Here is a 23,583-nt window from a genome sequence, read left to right on the forward strand (position 1 = left end):
CCAACCTCGCAGAGCCTTAACAGCCAGTGGCAAAGCGATATCGTGACGCCGTGGAATGCGTCGTTCGCGGACCGCTATCCATTTACCGACCGTCAGAGTGAGGCTTCACTGGCTGAGCTGGCGCGGTTTATGCGAATGGACACCGGGCGTATTGCGCAGTTTATCCAAACCCGCCTCGGTGGCCTGCTGCGTCTTGAAGGAGATAAGTGGGTGCCGGACGCAATGAACAGTCAGAGCCTGACCTTCAATCCGGCGTTTCTGGACGCTCTCAACCGCCTGACTCGTGTAGGGAATGTCGCCTTTGCGCATGGCGACGTGTCGCTGCATTTCCAACTGATGGCGAAGCCGTCCCGCGATGTGGTCGAATCAGACCTGATTGTGGACAGTCAGAAACTTCAATATTTCAACCAGGAAGAAAGCTGGCAAACGCTGAGCTGGCCGGATAACCGCTGGCAACCCCAGACCACGCTGACATGGCGCACTATCAAAACCGGCACACGTCTTTATTCCGATGAGCCGGGAAGCTGGGGGTTCATTCGCCTGCTGGATAAAGCGTTGGTCACTGAGCTGGGTGACAACCTGTACCGCGTGGTCTGGGTAACGCCGGATGGTGTGGCGCTGAACTACCAGCTGCGTACGGAGTTGGGGAAAGGGCCGCTGTCACTACTAGACTTGCGCGGGTTTGTGCTGCCATCACAGATTTTCTCGTCCGGTGGCGCTGCTGATGCGGGAATCCGCCCTGGAGGTGAACAATGAACATCCGGCCATTCCGTCGTTTGTGGTTATGCCTGCCACTATTGCTGCTGAGTAGCTGTGGCCTGTACCAGAAAACAAAGCAGGGTACACAGAGCGTAGCGAAAGCGATTTTCTATCGCCAGGTTGAGACGCTACACCTGACCATTACCGCCCGAGGTGGCATTAACGCGGATGACGCGCAGCAAGCGATGCCGCTGCGTATCCGCGTCCTGCAACTGAATGACCGCAAGACCTTTGATAACACGGAATACACCGACCTGCTGACACAGCCGGATTTGGTGCTGAAGGAATCGCTGCTGACACAGCGCCAACTGAGTGTTTATCCGGGTCAGACAGTCAACCTCGATATTCCAATGGATGAAAAAGCGCAGTTTGTGGCGGTGGTCGGTCTGTTCCGCAAGCCGGACAGAACCCGTGGCACCTGGAAGCAGGTGCTGAGCCGCGTCTTACTTGACCCGGATGAGCCGCGCGTCATTGAAGTAAGGGATAACACCCTGTTTTTACGACCACTGAGATAGAAATCCGTCAAACACAAGGCAGGAGCCATAACGTGACGCTGTATGACATCAAACCTAAGTTTCAAAATTTACTTCGACCCACCGTCGTCAGGCTGCATGCCATAGGTGCGACGGCAAACCAGGTAACACTATTGGCAATGCTGGCCTCGGTTCTGCTCGGCAGCGTACTGATGTGTTTCCCGAAACCGCTGTTTTTTATCTCATTGCCGATCTTCTTATTTTTCCGTATGGCGCTGAATGCTATCGACGGCATGTTAGCGCGGGAATTTAACCAGCAGTCCAGGCTTGGGGCCATTCTCAATGAGGTAGGCGACATTATCGCTGATGCTGCACTCTATCTCGCGTTTGCTTTTTTGACCGGAGTTACTCCGTGGTTGGTTGTGCTGGTGGTACTGCTGTCGTGGCTGACAGAGTTTTGCGGCATCACTGCCCAGACCCTGACGGGTAGCCGAAATTATCGTGGCCCGATGGGTAAAAGTGACCGTGCCTTTGTTCTGGGGGCTTTGGGTCTGTTTATCGCGCTTTGGCCGCAGTACATCATCGTCGCCAATATTGTCTTTGGTATCTCGGCTGTGCTGCTGGCCTGGACCTCAATCAACCGCTGTCGCAGTGCGCTGGAGGTCGCCAATGCCTGATTCCCTGCACACGTTGTATTACTGCCTTGGTGGGATCTTCAGCGTTTTAGTACTGGCGACCGCCATTATCTTTGTCTTAAAAAAGTGCCGCCCACAGCGTGACTGGCTGGAACTCCAGCAGCGGATCAACAGCTGGTGGGTCATCGTTGGCTTATTTTCGCTGGCGATGCTTTCGCCTAAAGGGCTGGCACTCACCTTCTTCGGATTTCTCAGCTTCCTGTCACTGAAGGAATATCTGACGCTGGCCCCGACACGCCGCTCTGACAGCGTGCCGTTGCTGTGGATGTATGCCGCGATCCCGGTGCAATATATCTGGGTGGGGATGTCGTGGTACGGCATGTTTATTATATTCATCCCGATTTACATTTTCTTATTCCTGCCTGCTCGCATGGTGCTCGTTGGCGATACTAAAGGGTTCTTACACTCTGCCTCCGTCATGCACTGGGGCATGATGACAACGGTCTTTGCTTTAAGCCACGTCGCGTTCCTGATGATGTTGCCAGGCGTGGATATCAAAGCGGGCGCACTGCTGGTTATATTCCTGGTCGCGACCACTGAGATTAACGATATTGCGCAATATCTGTGGGGAAAATCATTGGGCAAAATCAAGGTCACGCCGAAGGTTAGCCCGAATAAAACGCTGGCCGGATTGCTGGGCGGCGTGCTGACCACCACGCTGCTGGCGGCCATTTTCGGCCCGCTGCTGACGCCGATGAACTGGAACCACTCGCTGGGTGCCGGGGTAATTATCGGCCTGAGCGGGTTCTGCGGCGATGTGGTGATGTCGGCCATCAAGCGTGATTTTGGTGTGAAAGACTCCGGTAAATTGCTCCCGGGGCACGGCGGCATCCTTGACCGTCTGGATTCGCTGATTTACACCGCGCCGCTGTTCTTCCACTTCTATTACTACTTCTATGTATAAGGGGCGCAGATGAACCGTTTTCTGCGCTGGATCTTTACGTTGTGTATTGCGTACCCCGTGGTCTGGATATGGCTGGGCGTTCGCGTGTCAGGCCGCAAAAAGCTGCCTGTGGAAGGCCCGGCGATTATCGTGGCGAACCACAACAGCCATCTGGATGTGCTGACGTTGTTCACGCTGTTTCCACTTTCAACACTGGTGAACGTGCAGCCCGTGGCGGCGGCAGACTATTTCCTGCGAAACAAAGTGATTGGCTGGTTTGCACTGAAGGTCATCGGCATCATTCCTGTTTATCGTGGAGCCCATCAGGCCAATCCGCTGCAGGCTTGTGTCGATGCACTAGCAGCAAAGAAAATTGTGATTATTTTCCCTGAAGGCACGCGCGGCGAGCCGGGGAAATTCGCAGAGATCAAATCCGGCATCTGGCATTTAAGCCAGCAGTGTCCGGAGGTGCCGATTATACCCGTCTACATGCACGGTCTGGAGCGCTCAATGGGCAAAGGGCAGAAAATCCCCGTGCCGTTTTTTATCGACATCTTTATCGACGAACCGCTGTTTTACGACGCGGATAAAGTCACTTTTAAACAATCGTTATTCACTCGTTTCGTCACATTACAACAGCAGGTGACAAGGAAAATCACATGAGTCAGGAAGCGCGTTTATTTCAGGAAAGTACATTCGCAACCAGCGATGGAGAGTCGCTCTATTTTCGCCACTGGCCTGCAACGGAAGGCAACGGTAAGAAAGTGATCGTGCTGTTTCACCGCGGGCATGAACATTCCGGGCGTCTGCAGCACATTGTCGATGAGCTGGATATGCCCGATACGCATTTTTACGCCTGGGATGCTCGCGGTCACGGTCAATCGCCGGGCGATCGTGGTTACAGCCCGAGCCTGGCTCGCTCTGTTCTGGACGTGGATGAGTTTGTGCGTTTTGTGGCGAAGGACGCGCAGGTCAGCCTTGAGGATATCGTAGTGATTGCGCAGAGCGTGGGGGCGGTACTGGTCTCTACCTGGGTTCACGACTATGCGCCGAAAATTCGGGGGATGGTGCTGGCTTCTCCGGCCTTTAAGGTCAAACTGTATGTGCCGTTCGCCCGAACGGGCCTTGGGTTGATGCAGCGGATCCGTGGCCTGTTCTACGTCAACTCCTACGTGAAAGGGAAATTCCTTACCCACGATCCGGAGCGTGTTGCCAGTTTTGAACAGGATAAACTCATCACACGGGCAATCGCGGTGAACATTCTTCTCGATCTCTACAAAACGGCTGAGCGCATTGTGTCCGACTCTGCCGCCATTACGCTGCCGACCCAATTACTTATCTCTGGCGATGATTTTGTCGTGCATGCGAAGCCGCAAAAACAATTCTACGCCGGTCTGCGAAGTTCTATCAAAGAGCAGCATATTTTACCCGGTTTCTATCACGATACGCTGGGTGAAAAAGACAGGGCTATGGCCTTCGATAAAATGAAAACCTTTATCGACAAACTCTATGCGGTAAAACCTTACACTTTCGATTACAGCCATGAAGACCAGTGGAGCCCGAGTGCCGACGCGTACCGCGAACTGCAGGCACCGCCAAAAGCACTCTCGCTGGAGGGGATGTTCTATTCCTCAATGAGCTATGGCATGAAAACAATCGGCAGACTGTCAAAAGGGATGCGTCTGGGCTACGAGACGGGTTTTGATTCCGGCAGTACGCTGGATTATGTGTACCGTAACTATCCGGAAGGCAAAGGTATTCTGGGGCGCATGATTGACCGACACTACCTGAGCAGTATTGGCTGGCAGGGGATCCGGGTACGAAAAGTCAATATTCAGCAGGTCATAGAGCAGGCTGTCGCCCGGCTGAAAGAGAGTGATATGCCGGTACGTGTAGTGGATATTGCAGCCGGACACGGTCGCTATGTGCTCGACGCGCTGGAGAAACATCAGGATATCGAAAGTATCCTGCTGCGTGATTACAGCGACCTGAACGTTGAGAAAGGCCAGACCATGATTGAAGGGCGAGGGTTAAGCCATGTCGCTCAGTTCAAAAAGGGCAATGCTTTTGACTATGACTCTCTCGCTACACTTGGGCCAGCTCCTACACTGGGGATCGTTTCCGGGCTATATGAACTCTTCCCGGATAACGCCTTAATCAAAGCCTCGCTCGCCGGGCTGGCTGCGGCAATACCACCTGGTGGCATGCTGGTCTACACCGGGCAGCCGTGGCATCCGCAGTTAAAAACTATCGCTTATACCTTAACCAGCCACCAGAACGGCATTCCGTGGATGATGCGTGTGCGCACGCAGAAAGAGATAGATACGCTGGTGGAGCAGGCGGGCTTCGAGAAATGCCACCAGGTGATTGATGAGTTTGGTATTTTCACCGTCTCGCTGGCCGTGAGAAAGCAGCATGGCTGAGTCCGCGCTTATACAGAACAACGCCAGCCTCTGGAAACTGGGGCTGTGCTGGCTGGTGTTGTTGGGACCGCTGTTTTTCTTCAGCTATGGACAGGTGAATCAGTTCACGGCTACACGTCCTGATGTGGGAAGCATGGTTCTCGGGTGGGAACATGTTATCCCGTTTATGCCCTGGACCATCGTACCTTACTGGAGTATTGACCTACTGTATGGCATTTCGCTGTTTATCTGTACTTCAAAGCAGGAGCTGACCCGTCACGGTTGTCGGCTGCTTGCCGCATCACTTATTGCCTGCGTCGGCTTTCTCCTGTTTCCGCTGAAATTCACTTTCATGCGCCCAGAAACGCAGGGGATGTTTGGCTGGCTGTTTCAACAGCTCGAACAGTTTGATTTGCCTTATAACCAGGCTCCGTCGCTGCATATCATTCTGACATGGCTGTTGTGGCTGCGTTTTCGTCAGCATCTGGGGAGGGGGGCAAAGCTGCTTTCCAGTGCGTGGTTTTTGCTGATAGCGGTATCTGTGCTTACCACCTGGCAGCACCATTTCATCGATGTCGTTAGCGGGTTTGTGGTCGGCGTGGTGATTAGCTATGCCATTCCGGTTGAAGGCCACTGGCGGTGGAAGCGCCCATCAGCGCACGCCGTACGGCTCGCAGCGAAATATGGTGCTGGTGGAATAGTGTTTTTGTTGGCGGGTTTGTGGATCCCCCACGGCTTCATTTTGCTGTGGCTTGCAGCGGCATTATTGATGGTGGCGGCGGGCTATACCGGGCTCGGAGTGTCGGTGTTTCAGAAAAATAATCACGGCGATTTATCCCTTTCTGCCCGCTGGATGTTGTTCCCCTATTTAGTCGGGACATGGCTTTCAAAACAATGGTTTTCCCGACGGATATCTCTGAGCAACGTTGTTAATGACGGCGTGGCATTGGGTCGCTTTCCGGATAGAACCATGACGCAGGCCGCCGTTTTCGATCTGACGGCTGAATTTCATAAGGGCCGCCGCAAAGCAGAGCACTGGGAGGCTTACCCGCTTATGGATTTGGTGGTGCCGGGCGTCCGGGACATCCACCAGGCCGTGATGAAGCTCAGTCAACTGCAGCAAGAACATGAAAGTGTGCTGGTATGCTGTGCCTTAGGCTTATCCCGCAGTGCAACGGTTGTTGCGGCCTGGCTGCTAAGTGAAGGGCTCGCCGGGTCGGTCACGCAGGCCGTGGCGTTAATCAAATCCCGGCGGCCTCAGGTGGTGCTTACGCCCGCCCATCTTCAGGTTCTGGAAACGTTCAGCAAGGAGCTGCAATGTCAGATATCACTAAGACCCACCAAATAATGCACATTCATCTGTCGAGCTGGCGCTACTTTGCTGCCCTGACGCTGCCACCTTTGGTGTTGCTCTTTAACCTGTTGTTTTCACTCGATTGCGTGTTGCTGATGGGACTCTTTTTGCTGACCCATTATTACTGTTGGCGTATATGGCTGGATGAACGACTTTTTCAGCTCATTGAGAGTGAAAGCGATCTCGCTGAATTTGATAACGGTATGGCGCATTTGTGGGCCAAAAAGACGGGTAACACTCGTACGCTGGCTGAACGTTGGCGTGGGGCGAGAAACCTTTTTTACCGGGCCATGTTCTCGCTAATGGCGCTGTGGGTCGCCTCACTGTGCACAGTCCTTTACCAGTCTTTTACGTTGGTGGATTAACCAGCCTATGAATGACCATGATTTTCTGAAATATTTTGACGGCGAAATGCGCTGGCTGAGGGCGGCGGCGCGTGAGTTTGCTGAACAACACCCGGAGACCGGTCGGCGGCTGGGCATCGACCGACAGTCTCATAAAGCTGATGAGTCTGTCGAACGGCTGTTTCAGGGCTTTGCGCTGATGATGGCGCGGTTGCGTCGCCAGATTGATGACGATATCCCGGAGCTGACAGAGCCGCTGCTGGGGCATCTGCTGCCGATAGCCAACCGGACACAGCCCTCGATGGCCGTAGTCGAGCTGTCCCCGGAAATGGTTGCGCAGGTCAGGGATGTGGTTATCCCCGCAGGCACAACATTGCTGACCCGGCCAATGGATGATACCGGCCTGCGCTGCCCATACCGCACGACCGACGAACTGGTACTGCACCCGTTGACGCTGCATCACGTCAGACAGCAGTTGCATCCGGATGGTCACCAGGTGCTGGCGCTGAAGTTTTCATTTGGTAAGTACGCCGATCCATCGCAGACGGATTTGAGGCAGATTTCGCTCTACATTCACGGCGATCGCCCCTTACAGTCGATGCTGTATCTGGCGCTGACGCATCATGTCTCGCATATCACGGTGCGCTTGCCGCAAACAGGCAATCTCGATCCGCAGCCGTTTCACGGCAAACTGTCGTCGCGCTGGCAGCAAAACTGGTCCTCAGTCTGGCCGGAGAGTGAAAGCCCGGCGCTGTGCGGGGAGGTTCGCCCATTACTGGAATACTTCAGCTTCCCGGCCCGGTTTGCGTTCTTTACCCTGACGGGCCTTGAAACGCTGCCGCTCGGGGAAGACTGTCAGTATTTTGAGCTGGAACTTCATCTGAGCAAGCCACTGAACCGGGATATTTCCGTGCCGGAGGATACTCTGCGTATCCACTGTGTACCGCTCATCAATTTGTTTTCGCTCAACGCTGAACCCCTGAAGGTGGAACCCGCAAAACTGGATTACCGGCTTCGTCCACACCGGCTGCGCGATCATCACACTGAAATTTACAGTGTGGATAAGATGGCTGCAAGTGAAACCTTGGACAAGCGACAGTACGTGCCGTTTCGGCAGTTCTGGCACAAGGGCGGGATGTTGCAGCGTAAAGATAGCTGGCCTGAACGTTACTTCCACACCCGTATCTGGCGGGGTGTTACCGGAATGCATGAAACATTGTTGATGCTGGGAGGGACGGCGGGTGAACAGGATCTGCAGGAAGAAAATGCGACGCTGTTTTTGAACATCACCTGTACCAACGGCAACTACCCACGTATGGCGCTGGATAATGCCGTGTTTGATGGTATGACGACCGCCGGCAACCAGTCGCTATGCTGCCAAACCAGGCAGGCTCCCTCTATGCCGTGCTATCCACCATTGTCCGAGTTATATCAGTGGCATGCGATGGCTTTGCTGCATCCACGTGCTCTAAGCCGGATGATCGATAGCGCCAAAAATCTTCGCGTGGTGTTGCAGCTGTTCAACTGGACAGAGGATAAGGATAACCTTCGCCGTATCAATGGGGTAAGTCACGTCAGCTATAAACAGGCATACAGTTCGGCGGAAGAGTGGCACGGCGTACATATTAGTATTGAACTGGATGAAACGCAGTTCAGTGGCATTGGGGACGCGAGATTGTTCTGCGAGTTGCTAGAGCAATTTTTTACGCAGTACGCCAGCATTGCCCGTTTTACTCAATTGACGGTCACTCTGGCTGAGTCAGGGACGAAATGGGAATGGCCTATGCGCACGATCCACAGGGTGTTGATGTGAATTCAGCAGACGAAAAAAAGAGTTTGCCACCGTTCTGGCTGGATAAAGAGGGCAAAGACCAGACGGCCATGTTCAATTTCTACCGCTTTTGTGAGCTAGTGGAGAAATTCAGCGGCAGAAAGCTAGGTGCAGCGGGGAAGCTGAGCCAGGATGCTGTTCGGTTCCGTCCCGACCCACATCTCGGCTTTCCGACCAGTGAACTGAAAAAAACGGAAACCGATCCGGCTCATCCTGATGACCCGCCAACGGTCAGAACAACATTCCATGGGCTATATGGCGTGGATTCGCCGCTTCCGACGGCCTATGTTGATGATATCAATCAGGGGCGAGAGGGGGCTGATGCGATGGCTGCATTTCTGGATATCTTCAATCACCGGATGATGACGCAGTTTTACCGTATTCAGCGGAAGTACAGTTATCCGTCATCGTATGAAGAAGGGGGAACGGATAAATTCTCCCGTAGCCTCATGGCGCTGGCCGGTATAACACAAACGGATGATTTACCCGCTTCTCGATTGCTGGCTATCCTTGGGCCGATGATGCATACCACGTTGACCACGGAAGGGGTGGCCGCTGTGATACGCAGTCAGGCTCTCAGTACACGGGTAGAAGTCTTTCCACATCACCCGGTTACCATGTCAGTTGATGAGCGCACACGCCTGACGCTGAAGAATCCTATGGCGCTGAGCGAGCGCCTCGTTATGGGGGATGAAGTGGAAACCCTTAACTACTGCATGCGCATTGAAATGTACACCGAGGATGCCAAAGAGGCCAAAGGCTGGTGGCCGCAAGGACAACTGCGCAAGGATGTGTTTGCGCTGCTGAAAGCATATCTGGGGTGTGACTACGATGCAGACATATATTTGACCGTTCCCACTCGCATTTTACCTCGTCCAGGGCTGGGGAAAGCGGGGCTTTTTATCGGGTACAACATCATGTCAGGCCTCAGAGATGATAACGAAGACGAGATGCCGCAGACGTTGCGCACGAAGGTGGGAAAACTGCGAGGAAAAGGTTTCGAGGAAGACTAATTGTGTTTGCGAAGCCGAGATACCGGGTTAGTGAGTGTTGACGGCACAGCTACTATAAATGTGATTATCGAGAACAAAAATACCGCAGACCCTGTCTGGCATGAGACGTGGTGGGAGTGGTTACCTGGAGAATTCTCCAGATGCCCATACGGCCTGGATCCGCATAAAGACATAGGGTTTCATCGATGGGGATAGACGTTGAAATGGTGCCGATAATAGGAGTCGAACCTACGACCTTCGCATTACGAATGCGCTGCTCTACCAACTGAGCTATATCGGCCCTGAAAGGACGCGTTCACCTGCGTGAAGCACGGGGTAGAAGGTTAAAACTAAGTGGGTGATGCGTCAATGCCCTTTCGAATCAAACGGCTACTTTTGCATCACCCGCTTAGCGTTAAGCACGAATGGTATCGTCGCCGAAACCAATCCACTTATAGGTAGTCAGCGCTTCCAGGCCCATCGGCCCGCGGGCGTGCAGCTTCTGGGTGCTGACCGCCACCTCCGCGCCGAGGCCGAACTGGCCGCCGTCGGTGAAGCGGGTAGAAGCGTTAACGTATACCGCCGACGAATCCACTTCATTAATAAAGCGATTCGCATGGCGCAGGGTACGCGTCAGAATAGCATCTGAATGCTGGGTACCGTGCGCGCGAATATGGGCAATCGCATCATCGAGATCGGCGACAACTTTCACGTTCAGATCCAGCGACAAATACTCGTCGTCGTACTGCTCCGCTTTCACCGGCTCCACTTTTGCCGGACCGTTCTGCAGAAGGGGCAGAGCGGCCGGGTCGGCGTGCAGCGTCACGCCGCTCTCCGCCATCTGTTTGCTCAGCGCAGGCAGGAAGGTATCGGCGATATTACGGTGCACCAGCAGCGTCTCGGCGGTATTGCAGGTGCTCGGGCGTTGGGTCTTGGCGTTAACGATGATCTTCAACGCCGGTACGAGCTCTGCCGAATCGTCGACGAAAATATGGCACACGCCGATACCGCCGGTGATCACCGGGATCGTGGATTGCTCGCGGCACAGCTTATGCAGGCCTGCGCCGCCGCGCGGGATCAGCATATCGATGTATTTATCCATCTTCAGCATTTCGCCGACCAGCGCGCGATCCGGGCTCTCTATTGCCTGCACCGCGGCAGCCGGCAGGCCGCACTCCTGCAGCGCCTGTTGAATCACTTTCACCGTCGCGGCGTTGGTACGCCAGGTCTCTTTACCGCCGCGCAGAATAGCCGCGTTGCCGGTCTTCAGGCACAGAGAGGCGACATCGACGGTTACGTTCGGCCGCGCTTCATAAATCACGCCGATCACTCCCAGCGGTACGCGGCGACGTTCGATACGCAGGCCGCTATCCAGCAGACCGCCGTCAATCACCTGGCCGACCGGATCCGCCAGGCTACACACCTGACGCACGTCATCGGCGATGCCGCGCAGGCGCGCCGGCGTCAGCGCCAGGCGATCGAGCATCGCGTCGCTCAGGCCATTGGCGCGGGCGTCGCTGAGGTCTTCGGCGTTGGCGCGCAGGATGTCTTCGGTCTGCGCTTCCAGATAATCAGCAATCTTGTTCAGAACCTGATTTTTCTCGCGGCTGGAAAGCAGCGCGAGTTGGTAAGAGGCCGCTTTGGCCGCAATGCCCATTTGTTCCAGCATTTTCAGCTCCTTAACGGGTAATCATATCGTCGCGATGGACGGCCACCGGGCCGTATTCATAGCCGAGGATGGCATCGATTTGCTGCGAGTGCTGCCCGGCGATCAGGCGCAGGGCGTCGCTGTTATAGCGGCTTACGCCGTGAGCGATATCGCGCCCTTCGCTACTGCGGATTCGGATAACTTCGCCGCGGGAGAAATTCCCGCTGACGGTTTTGATGCCTTTTGGCAGCAATGAGCTTCCTCTTTCCAGAATAGCCTGGGTCGCCCCGGCATCGACGGTGATTTCACCGGCCGGCGGCGCGCCGAAGATCCAGCGTTTGCGGTTCTCCAGCGGTGATTCCTGAGCGTGGAAACAGGTGCCCACCGGCAGGCCTTCCATCGCGTGGCCGATAACGTCCGGGCGGTTGCCGGCGGCGATTATGGTATCGATGCCCGCGCGACAGGCGACGTCCGCGGCCTGAAGTTTGGTGCCCATGCCGCCAGTGCCGAGGCCGGAAACGCTATCGCCTGCGATGGCGCGCAGCGCGTCATCGATGCCGTAGACATCTTTAATAAGCTCGGCCTGCGGATTGCTACGCGGGTCGGCGGTAAAAAGTCCCGGCTGATCGGTCAACAGCAGCAGTTTATCGGCGCCGGCGAGAATGGCCGCCAGGGCGGAAAGATTATCGTTGTCGCCGACTTTGATTTCAGCGGTGGCGACGGCGTCATTCTCATTAATGACCGGCACAATATTGTTATCCAGCAGCGCGCGCAGGGTATCGCGGGCGTTGAGGAACCGCTCGCGATCTTCCATATCGGCACGGGTCAGCAGCATCTGGCCGACATGAATGCCGTAAATAGAGAAAAGCTGTTCCCACAGTTGGATAAGACGGCTTTGGCCGACTGCCGCCAACAGCTGTTTTGAGGCAATGGTGGCGGGCAGTTCAGGGTAGCCGAGGTGTTCACGTCCGGCGGCGATGGCCCCGGAAGTTACAATCACAATGCGGTGCCCCATGGCATGCAGCTGCGCGCACTGGCGCACTAACTCAACGATATGGGCGCGGTTCAGGCGGCGGGATCCGCCCGTTAAAACACTGGTGCCCAGTTTTACCACCAGCGTCTGGCTATCACTCATGATTTTCTGCCGTTCAAAAGGAATATCGAGATCGAGCTGATGTTGTAACAGGAGTCAGGCCGCTTGCCAACTGCTGGCGTATTGGTCAAGCCATTTTATTGCGCGGATCGGGCATTCTGCGCAGGCAAGGTGACATATTTATGACGGAAATATTTAAACATTCTTTTTTATAAAAAGTTCCATTTCGTCATAAAAATTTAACACTACAGCGTTAAAAAACCTCCAGTTTTTGACGGGGCCTTCGCCCGGAATTGATTAGCGCGTGTAGATAAATCACCAGGACCACATAATGAAAAAGCGTTCACTGGCATTAATGATGATGGGTTTTGTTGCTTCTTCGGCTTCACAGGCAGCGGAAGTATACAATAAAGACGGCAATAAACTGGACGTGTACGGCAAAGTGAAAGCCATGCACTACTTCAGCGATTATGACAGCAAGGATGGCGACCAGACCTACGTTCGCTTCGGTATCAAAGGCGAAACGCAGATCAACGATCAACTGACCGGTTATGGCCGCTGGGAATCCGAATTCTCCGGCAATAAAACCGAAAGCGATTCTTCGCAGAAAACCCGTCTGGCGTTTGCCGGCGTGAAGTTAAAAGAGTTTGGATCATTTGACTATGGTCGTAACCTCGGCGCGCTGTACGACGTTGAAGCCTGGACCGATATGTTCCCGGAGTTCGGCGGCGACTCTTCCGCGCAGACCGATAACTTCATGACCAAACGCGCCAGCGGCCTGGCGACCTACCGCAACACCGATTTCTTCGGCCTGGTCGATGGTCTGAATATGACCCTGCAATACCAGGGTAAAAACGAAGGCCGCGAAGCGAAAAAACAGAATGGCGACGGCTTCGGCACCTCTTTAAGCTATGATTTCGGCGGCAGTGATTTCGCCGTCAGCGCGGCTTATACCAGCTCTGACCGTACCAACGATCAGAACCTGCTGGCGCGCGGTCAGGGCTCCAAAGCGGAAGCCTGGGCTACCGGCCTGAAGTACGACGCCAACAACATCTACCTGGCGACAATGTACTCTGAGACCCGCAAAATGACCCCGATCAGCGGTGGTTTTGCGAATAAAGCGCAGAACTTTGAAGCGGTCGCCCAGTATCAGTTCGATTTCGGTCTGCGTCCGTCTCTGGGCTATGTACTGTCGAAAGGCAAGGATATTGAAGGTGTCGGCAGCGAAGACCTGGTCAACTATATTGACGTCGGCCTGACCTACTACTTCAACAAAAACATGAACGCCTTTGTGGATTACAAAATTAACCAGCTGAAGAGCGATAATAAGCTCGGTATTAACGATGATGACATCGTCGCGCTGGGGATGACCTATCAGTTCTGATAAAACTGAGCGCAAGAAAAATAAAAACCGCGGCCCTGAGCGCCGCGGTTTTTATTTGTCAGGATTAGCGGTTTTTCGCCAGATGCAGATTGTCGTTATTCATGGTGATCTGCGCGTTATATTCCTTCGGCAAGCGCCGCGCCTGATAAAATACGCGGTTCCAGTACGGATTATCCAGCGACGAACGCATGACGCCCTGGCTTGCGGAGGCGTGCAGGAAATTGTGGTCGGTATCGTAGAAACCGACGTGCATGCCGCCGTGAATGCGGAAGAAGACTAAATCGCCAGGCCGCAGCTGCTGCTTGCTAACGCGCACGCCCATATGCAGAAGATCGCCGGTGGTCACGCGGTCCATTGGCAGATTAAAGCGGTCCTTCAGCGTACGCCAGACAAAGCCGGAACAGTCGACGCCGCTCTGGTCGGTGCCGCCCCATTCATAAGGGGTGCCGTCCCAGGTGTGCATCTGATCGTGCAGGGCGGCCAGCACCGGTATCAGATCGTCGGAGCCGCTGTCGATTGGCTCGTAATGATGCTGCGCCACCGCCTTGGGCGGTTTTTTTGGGGAAGATGAACATCCTGCCAAAATCAATAAAGGAACAAGTAATAAAGCGTGGCTGAGTTTGGGCTTCATGTCGTTATTTTCATGTTAGGGATCGACCGTCGCCATTTATAGCGTATTCAGGGAAACGTCAGAATGATGAAACGCAAAATTTACGAAAACTTACGTACTGCAGGCATAAATTCGCCGGTACCGTAATAAGCACATTTTTCAGATAGTAAACGCGGTGATTTTATTTATTAATAAATGTTTACTATCTAAATCAAAATATAACAGGCCAGAATCAGGATGTTCTTATTTATCTGGCGCGAGAGACAGGCGTGCCTCCTTTAAGGTGGCGGATAAAAGAGGCTGGCGCATAGCCCATCGCTTTGCGGAACATGGCGGTAAACGCCGCCGGATGCTCATAGCCAAGGCTTAATGCCACGTCGGTAATGCTTCGTCCTTCTCGCAGGGCGGTGAGAGCGTACATCAGGCAGGCTTTATGACGCCAGTCGCGAAACGCCATCCCGGTCTCCTGCAAAAAGCGGCGGTTGAAGGTGCGCAGGCTTTGACTCATCTTTTTGGCCCACAGCTCCGGTGTACTGTGAATCTCCGGCTGAAGGAGAAACGCGCTGCATAGTTCAGCCAGCCGCGGATGTTGCGGCAGCGGCGTAAACATCGGCAGCGGCGGGGCGCCCTGCAGTTCAAACAGCAATAGGGCGATAAGCGCCGCATCATGTCCGCTCTCTTCATACAACAGCGGCAACTGGCAGGCGGCCAATAGCAGTTGATGTAGCAGCGGCGAAACCTGCAATACTTCGCAGCGCACGCCGGCGCGCGGCGCGTCCTGCGGTTCGATATACAGACTATGGGTGCTCACGCCTGGCATCCAGACGCGATGCGGTTTATTAGCGGGTATCCATACGCCGCTGAACGGCGGCACCAGCCACTGGCCGTCATCGGTTTCGACTTTCATCAAGCCATTCACGGCATAGAGAAACTGCGCTCGCCGGTGATGATGGCGCGGTAAAAGGGTGTCAGGCGGATAATCGCTACCCAGGCCCAATACCCGGCGCGGCAGATGATCGACATCATTAATCGCGATATTACGCATGCGTACACTCCTGGCTGAAAATCGTAATATATTGGCCTTTAATCGTAAGTCAGCCATTCCGCTATTCTATATCGTTACCTCCCTGAATGGAGGAACGGTAGATGATATTTGGGCTTTTTGTTTGCGGATTGTTGTCCGGGGTAACCACCTGGCTGTTTGGCTTCGGCGGCGGCTTTGTTACCGTGCCGCTGCTTTACCTGCTGCTGAGCCATCAGGGCGCAGTAGGCGGTCAGGCGATGCAAATAGCGGTAGCGACGTCGGCGCTGGTGATGCTGTGCACGTCGCTGTTGGCAAGCGGCCGCCATCTGCGCGCCGGAACGGTTCACTGGCGCTCCCTGCTGCCGATACTTGGCGGCATCGCCATCGGCGGTATTGCCGGCGCGGCGCTGGCGCTGAGGGTCAACGGCGAGTGGATCCGCTGGCTGTTCATTTTGTACCTGGCGGTGACCATCGTGGATTGCTACGTTCGCCCCGGCTTTATGGCGCCGTCGACGCCTTGCGCACCGTCGAGTGCAGGGCGCGAGACTATTCTTGGTGGCGGGATTGGCCTAATTGCCGCCTTCCTTGGCGTTGGCGGCAGCGTGATGACCGTACCGCTGATGCGCCGGCGTGGCGCGACGATGGCGCAGGCCGCGGCGATGGCCAACCTGCTGACGCTGCCGCTGGCGGCGACCGCCAGCCTGACGTGGCTGCTGATGGCGCCGATGGCGACGCTGCCCTCCGGTTTCATCGGTAATATCTGGTGGCTGGCGGCCGGATTGCTGGTAGCCGGAAGCTGGCTGGGATTGCGGGGCGCATCGCGCTGGTTGGCAAAACTTCCCGATCGCTGGCACGTGCGGATCTACCCGCTACTATTGCTACTGGTGCTGCTGGCGATGGGCTTTGGCGGGGTGGGCTGAAACGCAGCCGGATCATGCTCCTGTCATCTTCTTTATACATGCTCTCGCAGGCTTATATTGCTGATTATGGAAAATGACCGATGTCTAATGCTGTGACGATTTTCGATCTGGATAACACCCTGATTAAAGGGGACAGTAGTACGCTGTGGAGCCAGTTTATGGTGCGCGAAGGCTGGGTGAGCGACCCGGAATATCTGGCGCGCGAGGCGCAGCTGATGGCGGATTACGACCGCGGGGAAATGAATATCGCCGATTATGTCGCGCTGATTCAGGCGCCGCTGATTGGTATCCCGCAGGGGCAGGTGGATACGCTGGTGGCGCGATTCGTGCGCGAAAAGGTGTTGCCGCGGGTCTACCCACAGGCATGGGACGTTATTCGTACCCTACAGGCGCGAGGGGAAAAAATGTTGGTGATCTCCGCCTCGGTAACGCTGCTGGTGCAGGCGATAGCCGCCGAGCTGGGAATTGAACAGGCGTTGGGTATTGATGTTGAAATGGCGGATGGCGGCTACAGCGGTGTGATTGCCGGTACCCCGAGCTATCAGCAGGGCAAAGTGACGCGCCTGGCGCAGTGGCGCGAGGCGCATCCTGACTATACTGGCGAAGTCACTTTTTATACCGATTCGATAAACGACCTGCCCCTGTGCCTACATGCGGATCGCGTGCGGTTGGTCAACCCCTGTCCGCAGCTGCTGGCAGCCAACGCCCAGCACGGCTGGCCGGTGCTGGCGTGGCGGATCGAATAACGAGACGTTTTCCCTGGTTCGTAGCCCCGGTAAGCGTAGCGCCACCGGGGAGAGGGGTTATTGCTGACTTTGATACAACGGCACTACGCTGCCGCCGATATAACGGCGGCGCAGCCAGGCGGAGAGGGTGTCCATGACCATGACCACCGCGACCAGCAACAGGGTAATAAACATCACCACATCCCAGTTCCACAAACGCATATTTTCCGCGTAGATGAGGCCAATCCCGCCCGCGCCGACAAAACCTAACACCGCGGCGGAACGGGTGTTGGATTCAATCTGATATAAACTTAGCGCCAGGAAAGTCGGGAACGACTGGGTGAAAATGCCGAAGCGGTGTTTCTGCAGACCATTAGCGCCGACGGCGGTGAGGCCGCGGCCCGGCGAACGGTCTACCGCCTCGTGGCCTTCAGCATACAGGCGGCCCAGCAGGCCGGTATCCTGCATAATAATCGCCAGTACCCCCGCCAGCGGCCCGAGCCCTACGGCGCGCACGAAAATCAGACCCCAGATAGCCATATCGATACCGCGCAGCATGTCAAACAAGCGGCGCATCAACACGGCGATAATGCCGGGAATCACGCCGCGCATAATATTGCGCGCCGCCAGGAATGACAGCAACAGCGCGATGACCGTCGCGGTAATCGTCCCGGCGAAGACGATGGCAAGCGTAATGGCGATTTGCGTGAAGTAATAGGCAAACGGCCAGTTCCAGAAATCGTGCCAGACGAACATCCGCAGCAGATAGCGCCCCATCTGCTGTAGACCAGTCGCCAGTTGTTCGCTGCTGATACCGAACTGCATAAAGAACCAGACGTAATAAAGTACGCTCGCCAGCGCCAGCACGCCGACGTAGCGCAGATATCGCCCCTGAGTCTTATACAGCGCCTGATGCTGGCGGCGGCTGGCGGCGATATCCGGTTGATGTTGCCATTGGCTCATTTTTTCCCCTCCAGAACCCACTGGCGCAGGCGGCCGGAAAGCACATCCAGCAGCGACACCACAATAATGATCAGCAGCAGCGTCATGCTGACCTGATCGTAACGATCGAGCTTAATGTTGGTCATCAGCTCCTGGCCGATCCCGCCGGCGCCCACCAGACCAAGAATGGTGGATGAACGGAAGTTAATCTCAAGGCGCATGAAGCCGTAGGAGAGAAAAATCGGTTTCACCTGCGGCCACAGGGCAAAACGCACCTTCTGCAGCGCTGATGCCCCGCATGCCGCCAGCCCGCGCACCGGTTTTTCCTGCGCGCTTTCCACCGCTTCATAGAACAGTTTGGTCAGGCTGCCGACCGTATGCAGCATCAGCGCCAGAAAACCGGGGATCGCGCCGATACCGAACGCCATGACGAAAATGACCGCCCAGGCCAGCTCTGGCATGGTGCGTAAAAAGGCCACCAGCACGCGAACGGCGAAGCGTAGCGGCGCCGGTGACCAGGCGTTATTGGCGGCGAGGAAAGCCAGTATCGTCGCTACCGCGACCGCCACCAGCGTGGAGGCCAGCGCCAGCTGCAGCGTCTCCCAAATCAGCGGCAGCTGAATCGGTAGGCGATAGCCCCAGTACGCCAGCGAGCCTTTGGTATGAGAATCGGCTAACAGGACGCCCGGATGCAGCGTCGGCAGCGTCTCGAACATATAATCGAGAAAGTTTGGCAACGAGCGCCAGATGGTGAACAGATTAAACTCGGCGGCGTGCCCGGCGGCAAAGTAGAGCGCCAGCAGCACCAGCGACCAGCCGAAGGTATCGCGCTTTTGCCGCGTCCTGACCTGCTGGTAATAACGTTCAAATTCGGTATGGGTATTATTCATGCGGCGAAAAGGTCTTTAACGTAGCGCCGCCGTCCGCATTGATCTGCGAACGGCGGCATCAGTACGGGATTAACGCGCGCTAACCAGTTCGCGTTTCATATCGATGATCTGCTGGAAATCGGCCACGCTGCCCGGGCCGATGTGCTGAGTACCGCCCATCGCTTTCACAAAACAGGCGTGATCGTCGGTATCCAGTTTTTTAAGCGCGGTGACGACTTTGGCTTTGAAGTCCGCCGGCAGCGCATTGCTAACGAGGATCGGGCCGTTCGGGATCAGCGGCGATTGCCAGATAATCCGGATTTGCTTCATCAAATCCGGATGATCCATGCGAATCAGGCGATTAAAAGCGCCTACGCTGTAGCCGCTGTTGTAGTCGCCGACCATTGAGGTCCAGGTGACCGCGCCGGCAAACTGGCCGTTCAGCACGCCGAGAATGTCCTGCTCGTGGCCGCCGGAGAAGGTGACGCTGGAGAAGAAGTTATTGTATTTGTTATCCGCGTCGCCGCCGAATTTCTGTTTAAAGGCGTGGTTTGGAATTAAATAACCGGAAGTGGAATCCGGGTCGGCGAAGCCAAAGGCTTTGCCTTTTAAATCGTCCAGCGTTTTATACGGGCTGTCAGCTTTGACGATGACCACCGAGTGGTAGCCGCGGGACTGATCTTTATCATCAACGGCGATACCGACAATATCGACGGCTTTCGGGTTATTGATATAGACCGAGGCATAAGAAGAAGGCGACATACTTAATACGACATCGACTTTACCACCCAGCAGTCCCTGAATGACGCCAGAATAATCGGATGAGTTACGTAATTTGGTATCGACCTTCAGCTCTTTATCAAGAAACTGTTTCACGCACTGGTTATCGCCAATTTGCTGCGTGGCGTTTTGACCGCCGAGGATCCCCAGATTTAATTCCTTCGGCTGTTCAGCGGCGCTCGCTTGCCACGTCAGTAATAGAGCTGCGAGTGCTGCGGATAAACGAACTGCGCCATTAATATGTTTGTTCATTATTTTGCCCGTGTGTTTTTACTAAAGGAAATTAATGCAATTGGCTAATTTCATCGCCGTACAACCGATGCAGGACATCCTGAGTCAGCTGTGCGGGATGATCGTCGAAAATGATGCGGCCTTTGGCGACGCCAATGACCCGGGTGCAGTACTCTTTGACCAGTTCGACCGAATGCAGGTTGACCATCACGCTAATCCCCTGGCCGCTGATTTCCCGCAATACGTTCATAATTCGCTGGGTGTTTTTGGGATCGAGCGAGGCGACGGGTTCATCCGCCAGCAGGATCCCGGGGTTTTGCATCAGCGCACGGCAAATTGCTACGCGCTGCATCTGGCCGCCGGAGAGGTTTTCCGCCCGCTGTAGCGCGTGCGGCAACATGTTCATCCACTCGAGAAGAGAGATGGCGCGAGCCCGGTCGGCGTCAGGGAAAACCTTAAACAGCGACTTCAGGGTTGAGGTTTGACTCAGGCGGCCGAGCAGTACGTTAGTCAGCACATCAAGGCGCGGCACGAGACAGAAGTCCTGGAAAATCATGCCGCATTCGCTGCGCCAGGCATTGAGCGCGCGTCCTTTCAGGCGTGAAACATCATGTGGCATACCCACTTCCGGAAAGCTGAGTATTTCACCGCCGGTGGCGCTGTGAGTACCGTTCAGGACATGCAGCAGCGTGGATTTCCCGGCTCCCGAGCGGCCAATCACTCCCACCAGCTCGCCGGCATGCAGGTCAAAGCTGATGTTATCGAGCACGGTTTGCTGCGCATTATAAGATTTACTCAGGTTGCGCACGCTTAAGACTTTCCGCTGCCGGGTTGGGGTGATGGGCGTAATTAGCGAAAATTCGGTTTCCGCCACCGCGGCAAGAGAGCTGTTCATAAGAGTGTCCTGGTTCGTCATAAACTGGCCACTATTAATCGCGTTTTGTGTGAACTTTCGATGACGGTAAGGCGAACAAATAATGAAAGCGTGATGAAACGCTTATCTGCAAGGCAAGAGGAACATGTCAGCGGCAATCATTGCGTAATGGACTACACTAATGAAAATGAGAGTAAATAAGAAAGAAATATGAGAAGTAATCTCATTCTCTTAGATATCATTCTTTCATTGGATTAATAGTCCTCTGCAAGTGGTTTTTTTGTTTATGTTTAGGCTTTTTGTGCGGTGCTTAAAACCATTCATGCAGCTTATGATTGGGTGAATCGTCTTGTAAATAATGATTGTGTGGCATTATCCTCTTACTTTTGTGTGTTATTAAGATTTTTCGCAACGTCACTTATCTTGTCCATTAAGAATATTCCTAATGAATTAGGGTTATGATCCTGGATGATATAATAATCGATTCGGATTGTAGGAATTTTCGATCAATAACCACATGAAATTAAATGTTTTTTGTTTTTGAGCAAAAAATAGGATTTCGCCAAAAAGCAAAAAATTGACATAAATGAGAATTAGCTTCACATCCTGCTTGTTGACACTTAATCAGAAAAAACCTAAATTTGAATCCAACAAAAAATATAAATCGATAAATAATTTCGACATTATTAATTATTAAATAATGCCGCTGGTGTTTTATTATAACCAATTTAAACAGGGGTAATTTGCAGGTTTAATCTCTGCAGGCCTGGCTATCGGCGATGGGGTGAAAGGTAGTATTCCAGGATGAAGAGGATAAACAGTATATGGACGAACAATGCTCCCTTGATAAGTGTATTTGGCCAGCCCATGATACTTATTTTTTAAAAGGCTTATCGGAACTCATTTTAGATATCGAAGAACTTATTTATTTGTCACTGGATAAAATATGTAAGGATTTTTTGTTTATCAATCTGAGTACCAATGCATTAAATTACTTTATTCGCTATGACAACGACTGGTTAGCCAAGGCCAAGGGCAAACAAATCATTCTGATTGCCGCGAGAAAGTCAGAAGCGTTAGCCAATTATTGGTATTACAACGGTGATATTCGCGGCGTGGTGTATGTCGACCTCGCGCGCGATATAAGAAAAGATCTGGCCTATGTAATTAATGGCCGGTTTCTGCGTAAAGATATAAAGAAAGAAAAAATTACTGACCGGGAAATGACGGTGATCAGAATGACGGCCCAGGGAATGCATCCGAAATCTATCGCCAGAATTGAAAATTGCAGTGTGAAAACTATTTATACCCATCGGCGAAATGCTGAGGCCAAGCTGTATTCAAAAATTTATAAATTAGTTATGTAACGTTTATTTAGTGGTACACCGGGACGACTTGTCCTTAATTAAACTCAGGATGAAAAAGCTATGAAAAAAAAGGTTATTGCTATTGCTCTGGTAACGGCGTTTGCTGGAATGGGTGTTGCTCAGGCTGCTGATGTCACTGCTCAGGCCGTTGCTACCTGGTCTGCAACCGCGAAAAAAGACACTTCCAGCAAACTGGTTGTTACCCCGCTTGGCAGCCTGGCTTTCCAGTATGCCGAAGGGATTAAAGGCTTTAACTCACAAAAAGGTCTGTTTGATGTTGCGGTTGAAGGCGATACCACGGCGACTGCCTTCAAACTGACTTCACGTCTTATCACTAACACGCTGACTCAGCTGGATACCTCCGGCTCAACGCTGAGCGTGGGCGTGGATTATAACGGCGCCGCGGTAGAAAAGAGTGCTGACACCATCATGATCGACACCGCTAACGGCGTACTGGGCGGCAACCTCAGCGCGCTGTCTAACGGCTACAACACCGCAGGCCGCACCACCGCGCAGGACGGCTTTAACTTCTCCATCATCAGCGGTACCACCGACGGCACCACCGCGGTAACCGATTACAGCACGCTGCCGGAAGGGATCTGGAGCGGTGACGTGAGCGTGCAGTTCGACGCAACCTGGACCAGCTGATTTTCTCGTAGCACCGGGCAGGGGGAATACCCCTGCCTCTTCATGGACTGAACGCTTATGAAAAAACATCTTCTGGCCATTGGCCTGCTGCTGGGATTGGCGAATCCCGCGCTGGCGCTGGATGTCGGCGATATCTCTTCCTTTATGAACAGCGGCAGCAGCACGCTGAGTAAAGAGATTAAAAATACCACCGACAGCGGCCGCTTAATCAACATTCATCTGGAACGTCTCTCTTCACCGCTGGATGGCGGCAAAGTGATCCCGATGGATAAACAGGATGAAGTCCTGTTGACCCCCGCCAGCTTGTTATTGCCCGCAAAGGCCAGTGAAGTGGTGCGCTTTTTCTACAAAGGCCCGGCGGATGATAAAGAGCGCTACTACCGCATTGTCTGGTTCGATCAGGCCTTAAGCGATGCCCAGCGCAATGGCTCCCAGCGCAGCGCGGTGGCCACCGCTTCAGCCCGCATCGGCACCATTCTGGTGGTGGCGCCGCGTCAGGCTAATTTTCGCTACCAGTTTGCCGGCGACACGCTGACCAATACCGGTAACGCCACCCTGCGCATCATCGCCTACGGCTCGTGTCTGAAAATCGCCGATGGCAAAGAGTGCAAAGAAAACTATTACCTGATGCCGGGGAAATCGCGTCGCTTCACGCGCGTCAATATTGCTGACAAAAAAGGACGGGTCGCGCTCTGGCAGGGCGAGCAGTTTGTTCCCGTGAAATAGACATGTGTG

At 54.1% G+C, this 23,583-nt stretch carries 23 protein-coding genes, 1 tRNA gene and 1 pseudogene; 16 read left to right on the plus strand and 9 right to left on the minus strand.

Annotated features, from left to right (window positions below):
• Positions 1-12: 12 nt before the first annotated feature.
• The 10 genes and pseudogenes from ACSEMK_RS00050 to tssG form a co-directional block, all read left to right on the plus strand.
• Positions 13-756: pseudogene (locus ACSEMK_RS00050) on the plus strand (type VI secretion IcmF C-terminal domain-containing protein); the annotation flags it as partial.
• A complete protein-coding gene (gene tssJ, locus ACSEMK_RS00055) occupies positions 753-1,274 on the plus strand; it encodes a type VI secretion system lipoprotein TssJ (protein ID WP_430914467.1) in 522 nt (173 codons plus the stop codon). The pseudogene ACSEMK_RS00050 and the gene tssJ, both read left to right, overlap by 4 nt.
• A 32-nt stretch (positions 1,275-1,306) precedes the next feature.
• A complete protein-coding gene (locus ACSEMK_RS00060; RefSeq protein WP_430914466.1) occupies positions 1,307-1,909 on the plus strand; it encodes a CDP-alcohol phosphatidyltransferase family protein in 603 nt (200 codons plus the stop codon).
• The gene (locus ACSEMK_RS00065; RefSeq protein WP_430914465.1) at positions 1,902-2,831 is read left to right on the plus strand and encodes a phosphatidate cytidylyltransferase; all 930 of its coding nucleotides are present in this window, start codon (positions 1,902-1,904) and stop codon (positions 2,829-2,831) included. The genes ACSEMK_RS00060 and ACSEMK_RS00065 overlap by 8 nt, the downstream gene beginning before the upstream one ends.
• A gap of 9 nt (positions 2,832-2,840) precedes the next feature.
• The gene (locus ACSEMK_RS00070; protein ID WP_430914464.1) at positions 2,841-3,473 is read left to right on the plus strand and encodes a lysophospholipid acyltransferase family protein; all 633 of its coding nucleotides are present in this window, start codon (positions 2,841-2,843) and stop codon (positions 3,471-3,473) included.
• Complete coding sequence (locus tag ACSEMK_RS00075; protein WP_430914463.1) at positions 3,470-5,233, plus strand: bifunctional alpha/beta hydrolase/class I SAM-dependent methyltransferase; 1,764 nt, start codon at positions 3,470-3,472, stop codon at positions 5,231-5,233. The genes ACSEMK_RS00070 and ACSEMK_RS00075 overlap by 4 nt, the downstream gene beginning before the upstream one ends.
• Positions 5,226-6,560, plus strand: a complete 1,335-nt coding sequence (locus tag ACSEMK_RS00080; RefSeq protein ID WP_430914462.1) for a phosphatase PAP2/dual specificity phosphatase family protein — start codon at positions 5,226-5,228, stop codon at positions 6,558-6,560. Before ACSEMK_RS00075 ends, ACSEMK_RS00080 begins: the two co-directional genes overlap by 8 nt.
• Positions 6,530-6,931: a hypothetical protein gene (locus tag ACSEMK_RS00085; protein WP_430914461.1), complete on the plus strand. Its 402-nt coding sequence runs from the start codon at positions 6,530-6,532 to the stop codon at positions 6,929-6,931. Before ACSEMK_RS00080 ends, ACSEMK_RS00085 begins: the two co-directional genes overlap by 31 nt.
• Positions 6,932-6,938: 7 nt before the next feature.
• Entirely contained in the window at positions 6,939-8,723 is a 1,785-nt protein-coding gene (tssF, locus tag ACSEMK_RS00090; RefSeq protein ID WP_430914460.1) for a type VI secretion system baseplate subunit TssF, read from the plus strand.
• Positions 8,687-9,754, plus strand: coding sequence for a type VI secretion system baseplate subunit TssG (tssG, locus tag ACSEMK_RS00095; protein WP_430914459.1), 1,068 nt, complete (start codon positions 8,687-8,689; stop codon positions 9,752-9,754). Before tssF ends, tssG begins: the two co-directional genes overlap by 37 nt.
• A gap of 204 nt (positions 9,755-9,958) precedes the next feature.
• Here the strand turns inward: tssG and ACSEMK_RS00100 are convergent.
• From ACSEMK_RS00100 to proB, 3 genes are all read right to left on the minus strand, one after another.
• A tRNA-Thr gene (locus ACSEMK_RS00100) sits at positions 9,959-10,034 on the minus strand.
• A gap of 114 nt (positions 10,035-10,148) precedes the next feature.
• Positions 10,149-11,402, minus strand: a complete 1,254-nt coding sequence (gene proA, locus ACSEMK_RS00105; protein ID WP_430914458.1) for a glutamate-5-semialdehyde dehydrogenase — start codon at positions 11,400-11,402, stop codon at positions 10,149-10,151.
• A 10-nt stretch (positions 11,403-11,412) separates the two neighbouring features.
• Positions 11,413-12,516 carry a glutamate 5-kinase gene (gene proB, locus ACSEMK_RS00110; protein ID WP_015368077.1) on the minus strand — a complete coding sequence of 368 codons (1,104 nt, stop codon included), beginning with the start codon at positions 12,514-12,516 and terminating at the stop codon, positions 11,413-11,415.
• A gap of 289 nt (positions 12,517-12,805) precedes the next feature.
• Here proB and phoE point away from each other — a divergent pair, with 289 nt between their 5' ends.
• Positions 12,806-13,858 carry a phosphoporin PhoE gene (gene phoE / locus ACSEMK_RS00115; protein ID WP_015368078.1) on the plus strand — a complete coding sequence of 351 codons (1,053 nt, stop codon included), beginning with the start codon at positions 12,806-12,808 and terminating at the stop codon, positions 13,856-13,858.
• A 64-nt stretch (positions 13,859-13,922) separates the two neighbouring features.
• Here the strand turns inward: phoE and ACSEMK_RS00120 are convergent, their stop codons facing one another.
• A complete protein-coding gene (locus ACSEMK_RS00120; RefSeq protein ID WP_082208594.1) occupies positions 13,923-14,489 on the minus strand; it encodes a C40 family peptidase in 567 nt (188 codons plus the stop codon).
• 226 nt (positions 14,490-14,715) lie between these two features.
• Positions 14,716-15,513, minus strand: a complete 798-nt coding sequence (locus ACSEMK_RS00125) for an AraC family transcriptional regulator (protein WP_430914457.1) — start codon at positions 15,511-15,513, stop codon at positions 14,716-14,718.
• Positions 15,514-15,614: 101 nt separating this feature from the next.
• On the opposite strand from ACSEMK_RS00125, the gene ACSEMK_RS00130 reads away from it, so the two are divergent.
• Together ACSEMK_RS00130 and ACSEMK_RS00135 are read left to right on the plus strand one after the other, a co-directional pair.
• Positions 15,615-16,412: a sulfite exporter TauE/SafE family protein gene (locus tag ACSEMK_RS00130; protein WP_430914456.1), complete on the plus strand. Its 798-nt coding sequence runs from the start codon at positions 15,615-15,617 to the stop codon at positions 16,410-16,412.
• Between the two features lie 80 nt (positions 16,413-16,492).
• A complete protein-coding gene (locus tag ACSEMK_RS00135; protein WP_348854116.1) occupies positions 16,493-17,158 on the plus strand; it encodes an HAD family hydrolase in 666 nt (221 codons plus the stop codon).
• A gap of 57 nt (positions 17,159-17,215) precedes the next feature.
• Here the strand turns inward: ACSEMK_RS00135 and phnE (ACSEMK_RS00140) are convergent, their stop codons facing one another.
• The 4 genes from phnE (ACSEMK_RS00140) to phnC form a co-directional block, all read right to left on the minus strand.
• On the minus strand, positions 17,216-18,100 hold the full coding sequence (phnE, locus tag ACSEMK_RS00140) for a phosphonate ABC transporter, permease protein PhnE (protein WP_213317705.1): 885 nt from the start codon (positions 18,098-18,100) through the stop codon (positions 17,216-17,218).
• Complete coding sequence (phnE, locus tag ACSEMK_RS00145; protein WP_430914455.1) at positions 18,097-18,969, minus strand: phosphonate ABC transporter, permease protein PhnE; 873 nt, start codon at positions 18,967-18,969, stop codon at positions 18,097-18,099. The genes phnE (ACSEMK_RS00140) and phnE (ACSEMK_RS00145) overlap by 4 nt, the downstream gene beginning before the upstream one ends.
• 69 nt (positions 18,970-19,038) lie before the next feature.
• Positions 19,039-19,980, minus strand: a complete 942-nt coding sequence (gene phnD / locus ACSEMK_RS00150; RefSeq protein WP_087859189.1) for a phosphonate ABC transporter substrate-binding protein — start codon at positions 19,978-19,980, stop codon at positions 19,039-19,041.
• A 31-nt stretch (positions 19,981-20,011) separates the two neighbouring features.
• Positions 20,012-20,854, minus strand: a complete 843-nt coding sequence (gene phnC / locus ACSEMK_RS00155; protein ID WP_213794284.1) for a phosphonate ABC transporter ATP-binding protein — start codon at positions 20,852-20,854, stop codon at positions 20,012-20,014.
• Between the two features lie 803 nt (positions 20,855-21,657).
• On the opposite strand from phnC, the gene ecpR reads away from it, so the two are divergent.
• From ecpR to ACSEMK_RS00170, 3 genes are read left to right on the plus strand one after another with little or no spacing between them, the layout of a single operon-like run.
• Entirely contained in the window at positions 21,658-22,200 is a 543-nt protein-coding gene (gene ecpR, locus ACSEMK_RS00160) for an ECP biosynthesis operon DNA-binding transcriptional regulator EcpR (RefSeq protein WP_047063962.1), read from the plus strand.
• A 60-nt stretch (positions 22,201-22,260) separates the two neighbouring features.
• A complete protein-coding gene (gene ecpA, locus ACSEMK_RS00165; protein WP_015704519.1) occupies positions 22,261-22,848 on the plus strand; it encodes a common pilus major fimbrillin subunit EcpA in 588 nt (195 codons plus the stop codon).
• Between the two features lie 57 nt (positions 22,849-22,905).
• A complete protein-coding gene (locus tag ACSEMK_RS00170) occupies positions 22,906-23,574 on the plus strand; it encodes a hypothetical protein (protein ID WP_435336265.1) in 669 nt (222 codons plus the stop codon).
• Positions 23,575-23,583: the final 9 nt, after the last annotated feature.

Source organism: Klebsiella sp. K-3 (assembly GCF_051207495.1).
Classification (GTDB): Bacteria; Pseudomonadota; Gammaproteobacteria; order Enterobacterales; family Enterobacteriaceae; genus Klebsiella; species Klebsiella aerogenes.

What these genes read in the sequence shown, in the direction of transcription:
- ACSEMK_RS00135 (WP_348854116.1), top strand. Translation starts at nt 16,493, where the DNA reads ATGTCTAATGCTGTGACGATTTTCGATCTGGATAACACCCTGATTAAA.
- ACSEMK_RS00075 (WP_430914463.1), top strand. Translation starts at nt 3,470, where the DNA reads ATGAGTCAGGAAGCGCGTTTATTTCAGGAAAGTACATTCGCAACCAGC.
- proB (WP_015368077.1), bottom strand. Translation starts at nt 12,516, where the DNA reads ATGAGTGATAGCCAGACGCTGGTGGTAAAACTGGGCACCAGTGTTTTA.
- phnE (WP_213317705.1), bottom strand. Translation starts at nt 18,100, where the DNA reads ATGAGCCAATGGCAACATCAACCGGATATCGCCGCCAGCCGCCGCCAG.
- tssJ (WP_430914467.1), top strand. Translation starts at nt 753, where the DNA reads ATGAACATCCGGCCATTCCGTCGTTTGTGGTTATGCCTGCCACTATTG.
- ecpR (WP_047063962.1), top strand. Translation starts at nt 21,658, where the DNA reads ATGGACGAACAATGCTCCCTTGATAAGTGTATTTGGCCAGCCCATGAT.
- proA (WP_430914458.1), bottom strand. Translation starts at nt 11,402, where the DNA reads ATGCTGGAACAAATGGGCATTGCGGCCAAAGCGGCCTCTTACCAACTC.
- ecpA (WP_015704519.1), top strand. Translation starts at nt 22,261, where the DNA reads ATGAAAAAAAAGGTTATTGCTATTGCTCTGGTAACGGCGTTTGCTGGA.
- ACSEMK_RS00085 (WP_430914461.1), top strand. Translation starts at nt 6,530, where the DNA reads ATGTCAGATATCACTAAGACCCACCAAATAATGCACATTCATCTGTCG.
- tssF (WP_430914460.1), top strand. Translation starts at nt 6,939, where the DNA reads ATGAATGACCATGATTTTCTGAAATATTTTGACGGCGAAATGCGCTGG.
- phoE (WP_015368078.1), top strand. Translation starts at nt 12,806, where the DNA reads ATGAAAAAGCGTTCACTGGCATTAATGATGATGGGTTTTGTTGCTTCT.
- ACSEMK_RS00120 (WP_082208594.1), bottom strand. Translation starts at nt 14,489, where the DNA reads ATGAAGCCCAAACTCAGCCACGCTTTATTACTTGTTCCTTTATTGATT.
- ACSEMK_RS00070 (WP_430914464.1), top strand. Translation starts at nt 2,841, where the DNA reads ATGAACCGTTTTCTGCGCTGGATCTTTACGTTGTGTATTGCGTACCCC.
- ACSEMK_RS00170 (WP_435336265.1), top strand. Translation starts at nt 22,906, where the DNA reads ATGAAAAAACATCTTCTGGCCATTGGCCTGCTGCTGGGATTGGCGAAT.
- phnC (WP_213794284.1), bottom strand. Translation starts at nt 20,854, where the DNA reads ATGAACAGCTCTCTTGCCGCGGTGGCGGAAACCGAATTTTCGCTAATT.
- ACSEMK_RS00065 (WP_430914465.1), top strand. Translation starts at nt 1,902, where the DNA reads ATGCCTGATTCCCTGCACACGTTGTATTACTGCCTTGGTGGGATCTTC.
- ACSEMK_RS00080 (WP_430914462.1), top strand. Translation starts at nt 5,226, where the DNA reads ATGGCTGAGTCCGCGCTTATACAGAACAACGCCAGCCTCTGGAAACTG.
- phnE (WP_430914455.1), bottom strand. Translation starts at nt 18,969, where the DNA reads ATGAATAATACCCATACCGAATTTGAACGTTATTACCAGCAGGTCAGG.
- ACSEMK_RS00130 (WP_430914456.1), top strand. Translation starts at nt 15,615, where the DNA reads ATGATATTTGGGCTTTTTGTTTGCGGATTGTTGTCCGGGGTAACCACC.
- ACSEMK_RS00125 (WP_430914457.1), bottom strand. Translation starts at nt 15,513, where the DNA reads ATGCGTAATATCGCGATTAATGATGTCGATCATCTGCCGCGCCGGGTA.
- tssG (WP_430914459.1), top strand. Translation starts at nt 8,687, where the DNA reads ATGGCCTATGCGCACGATCCACAGGGTGTTGATGTGAATTCAGCAGAC.
- phnD (WP_087859189.1), bottom strand. Translation starts at nt 19,980, where the DNA reads ATGAACAAACATATTAATGGCGCAGTTCGTTTATCCGCAGCACTCGCA.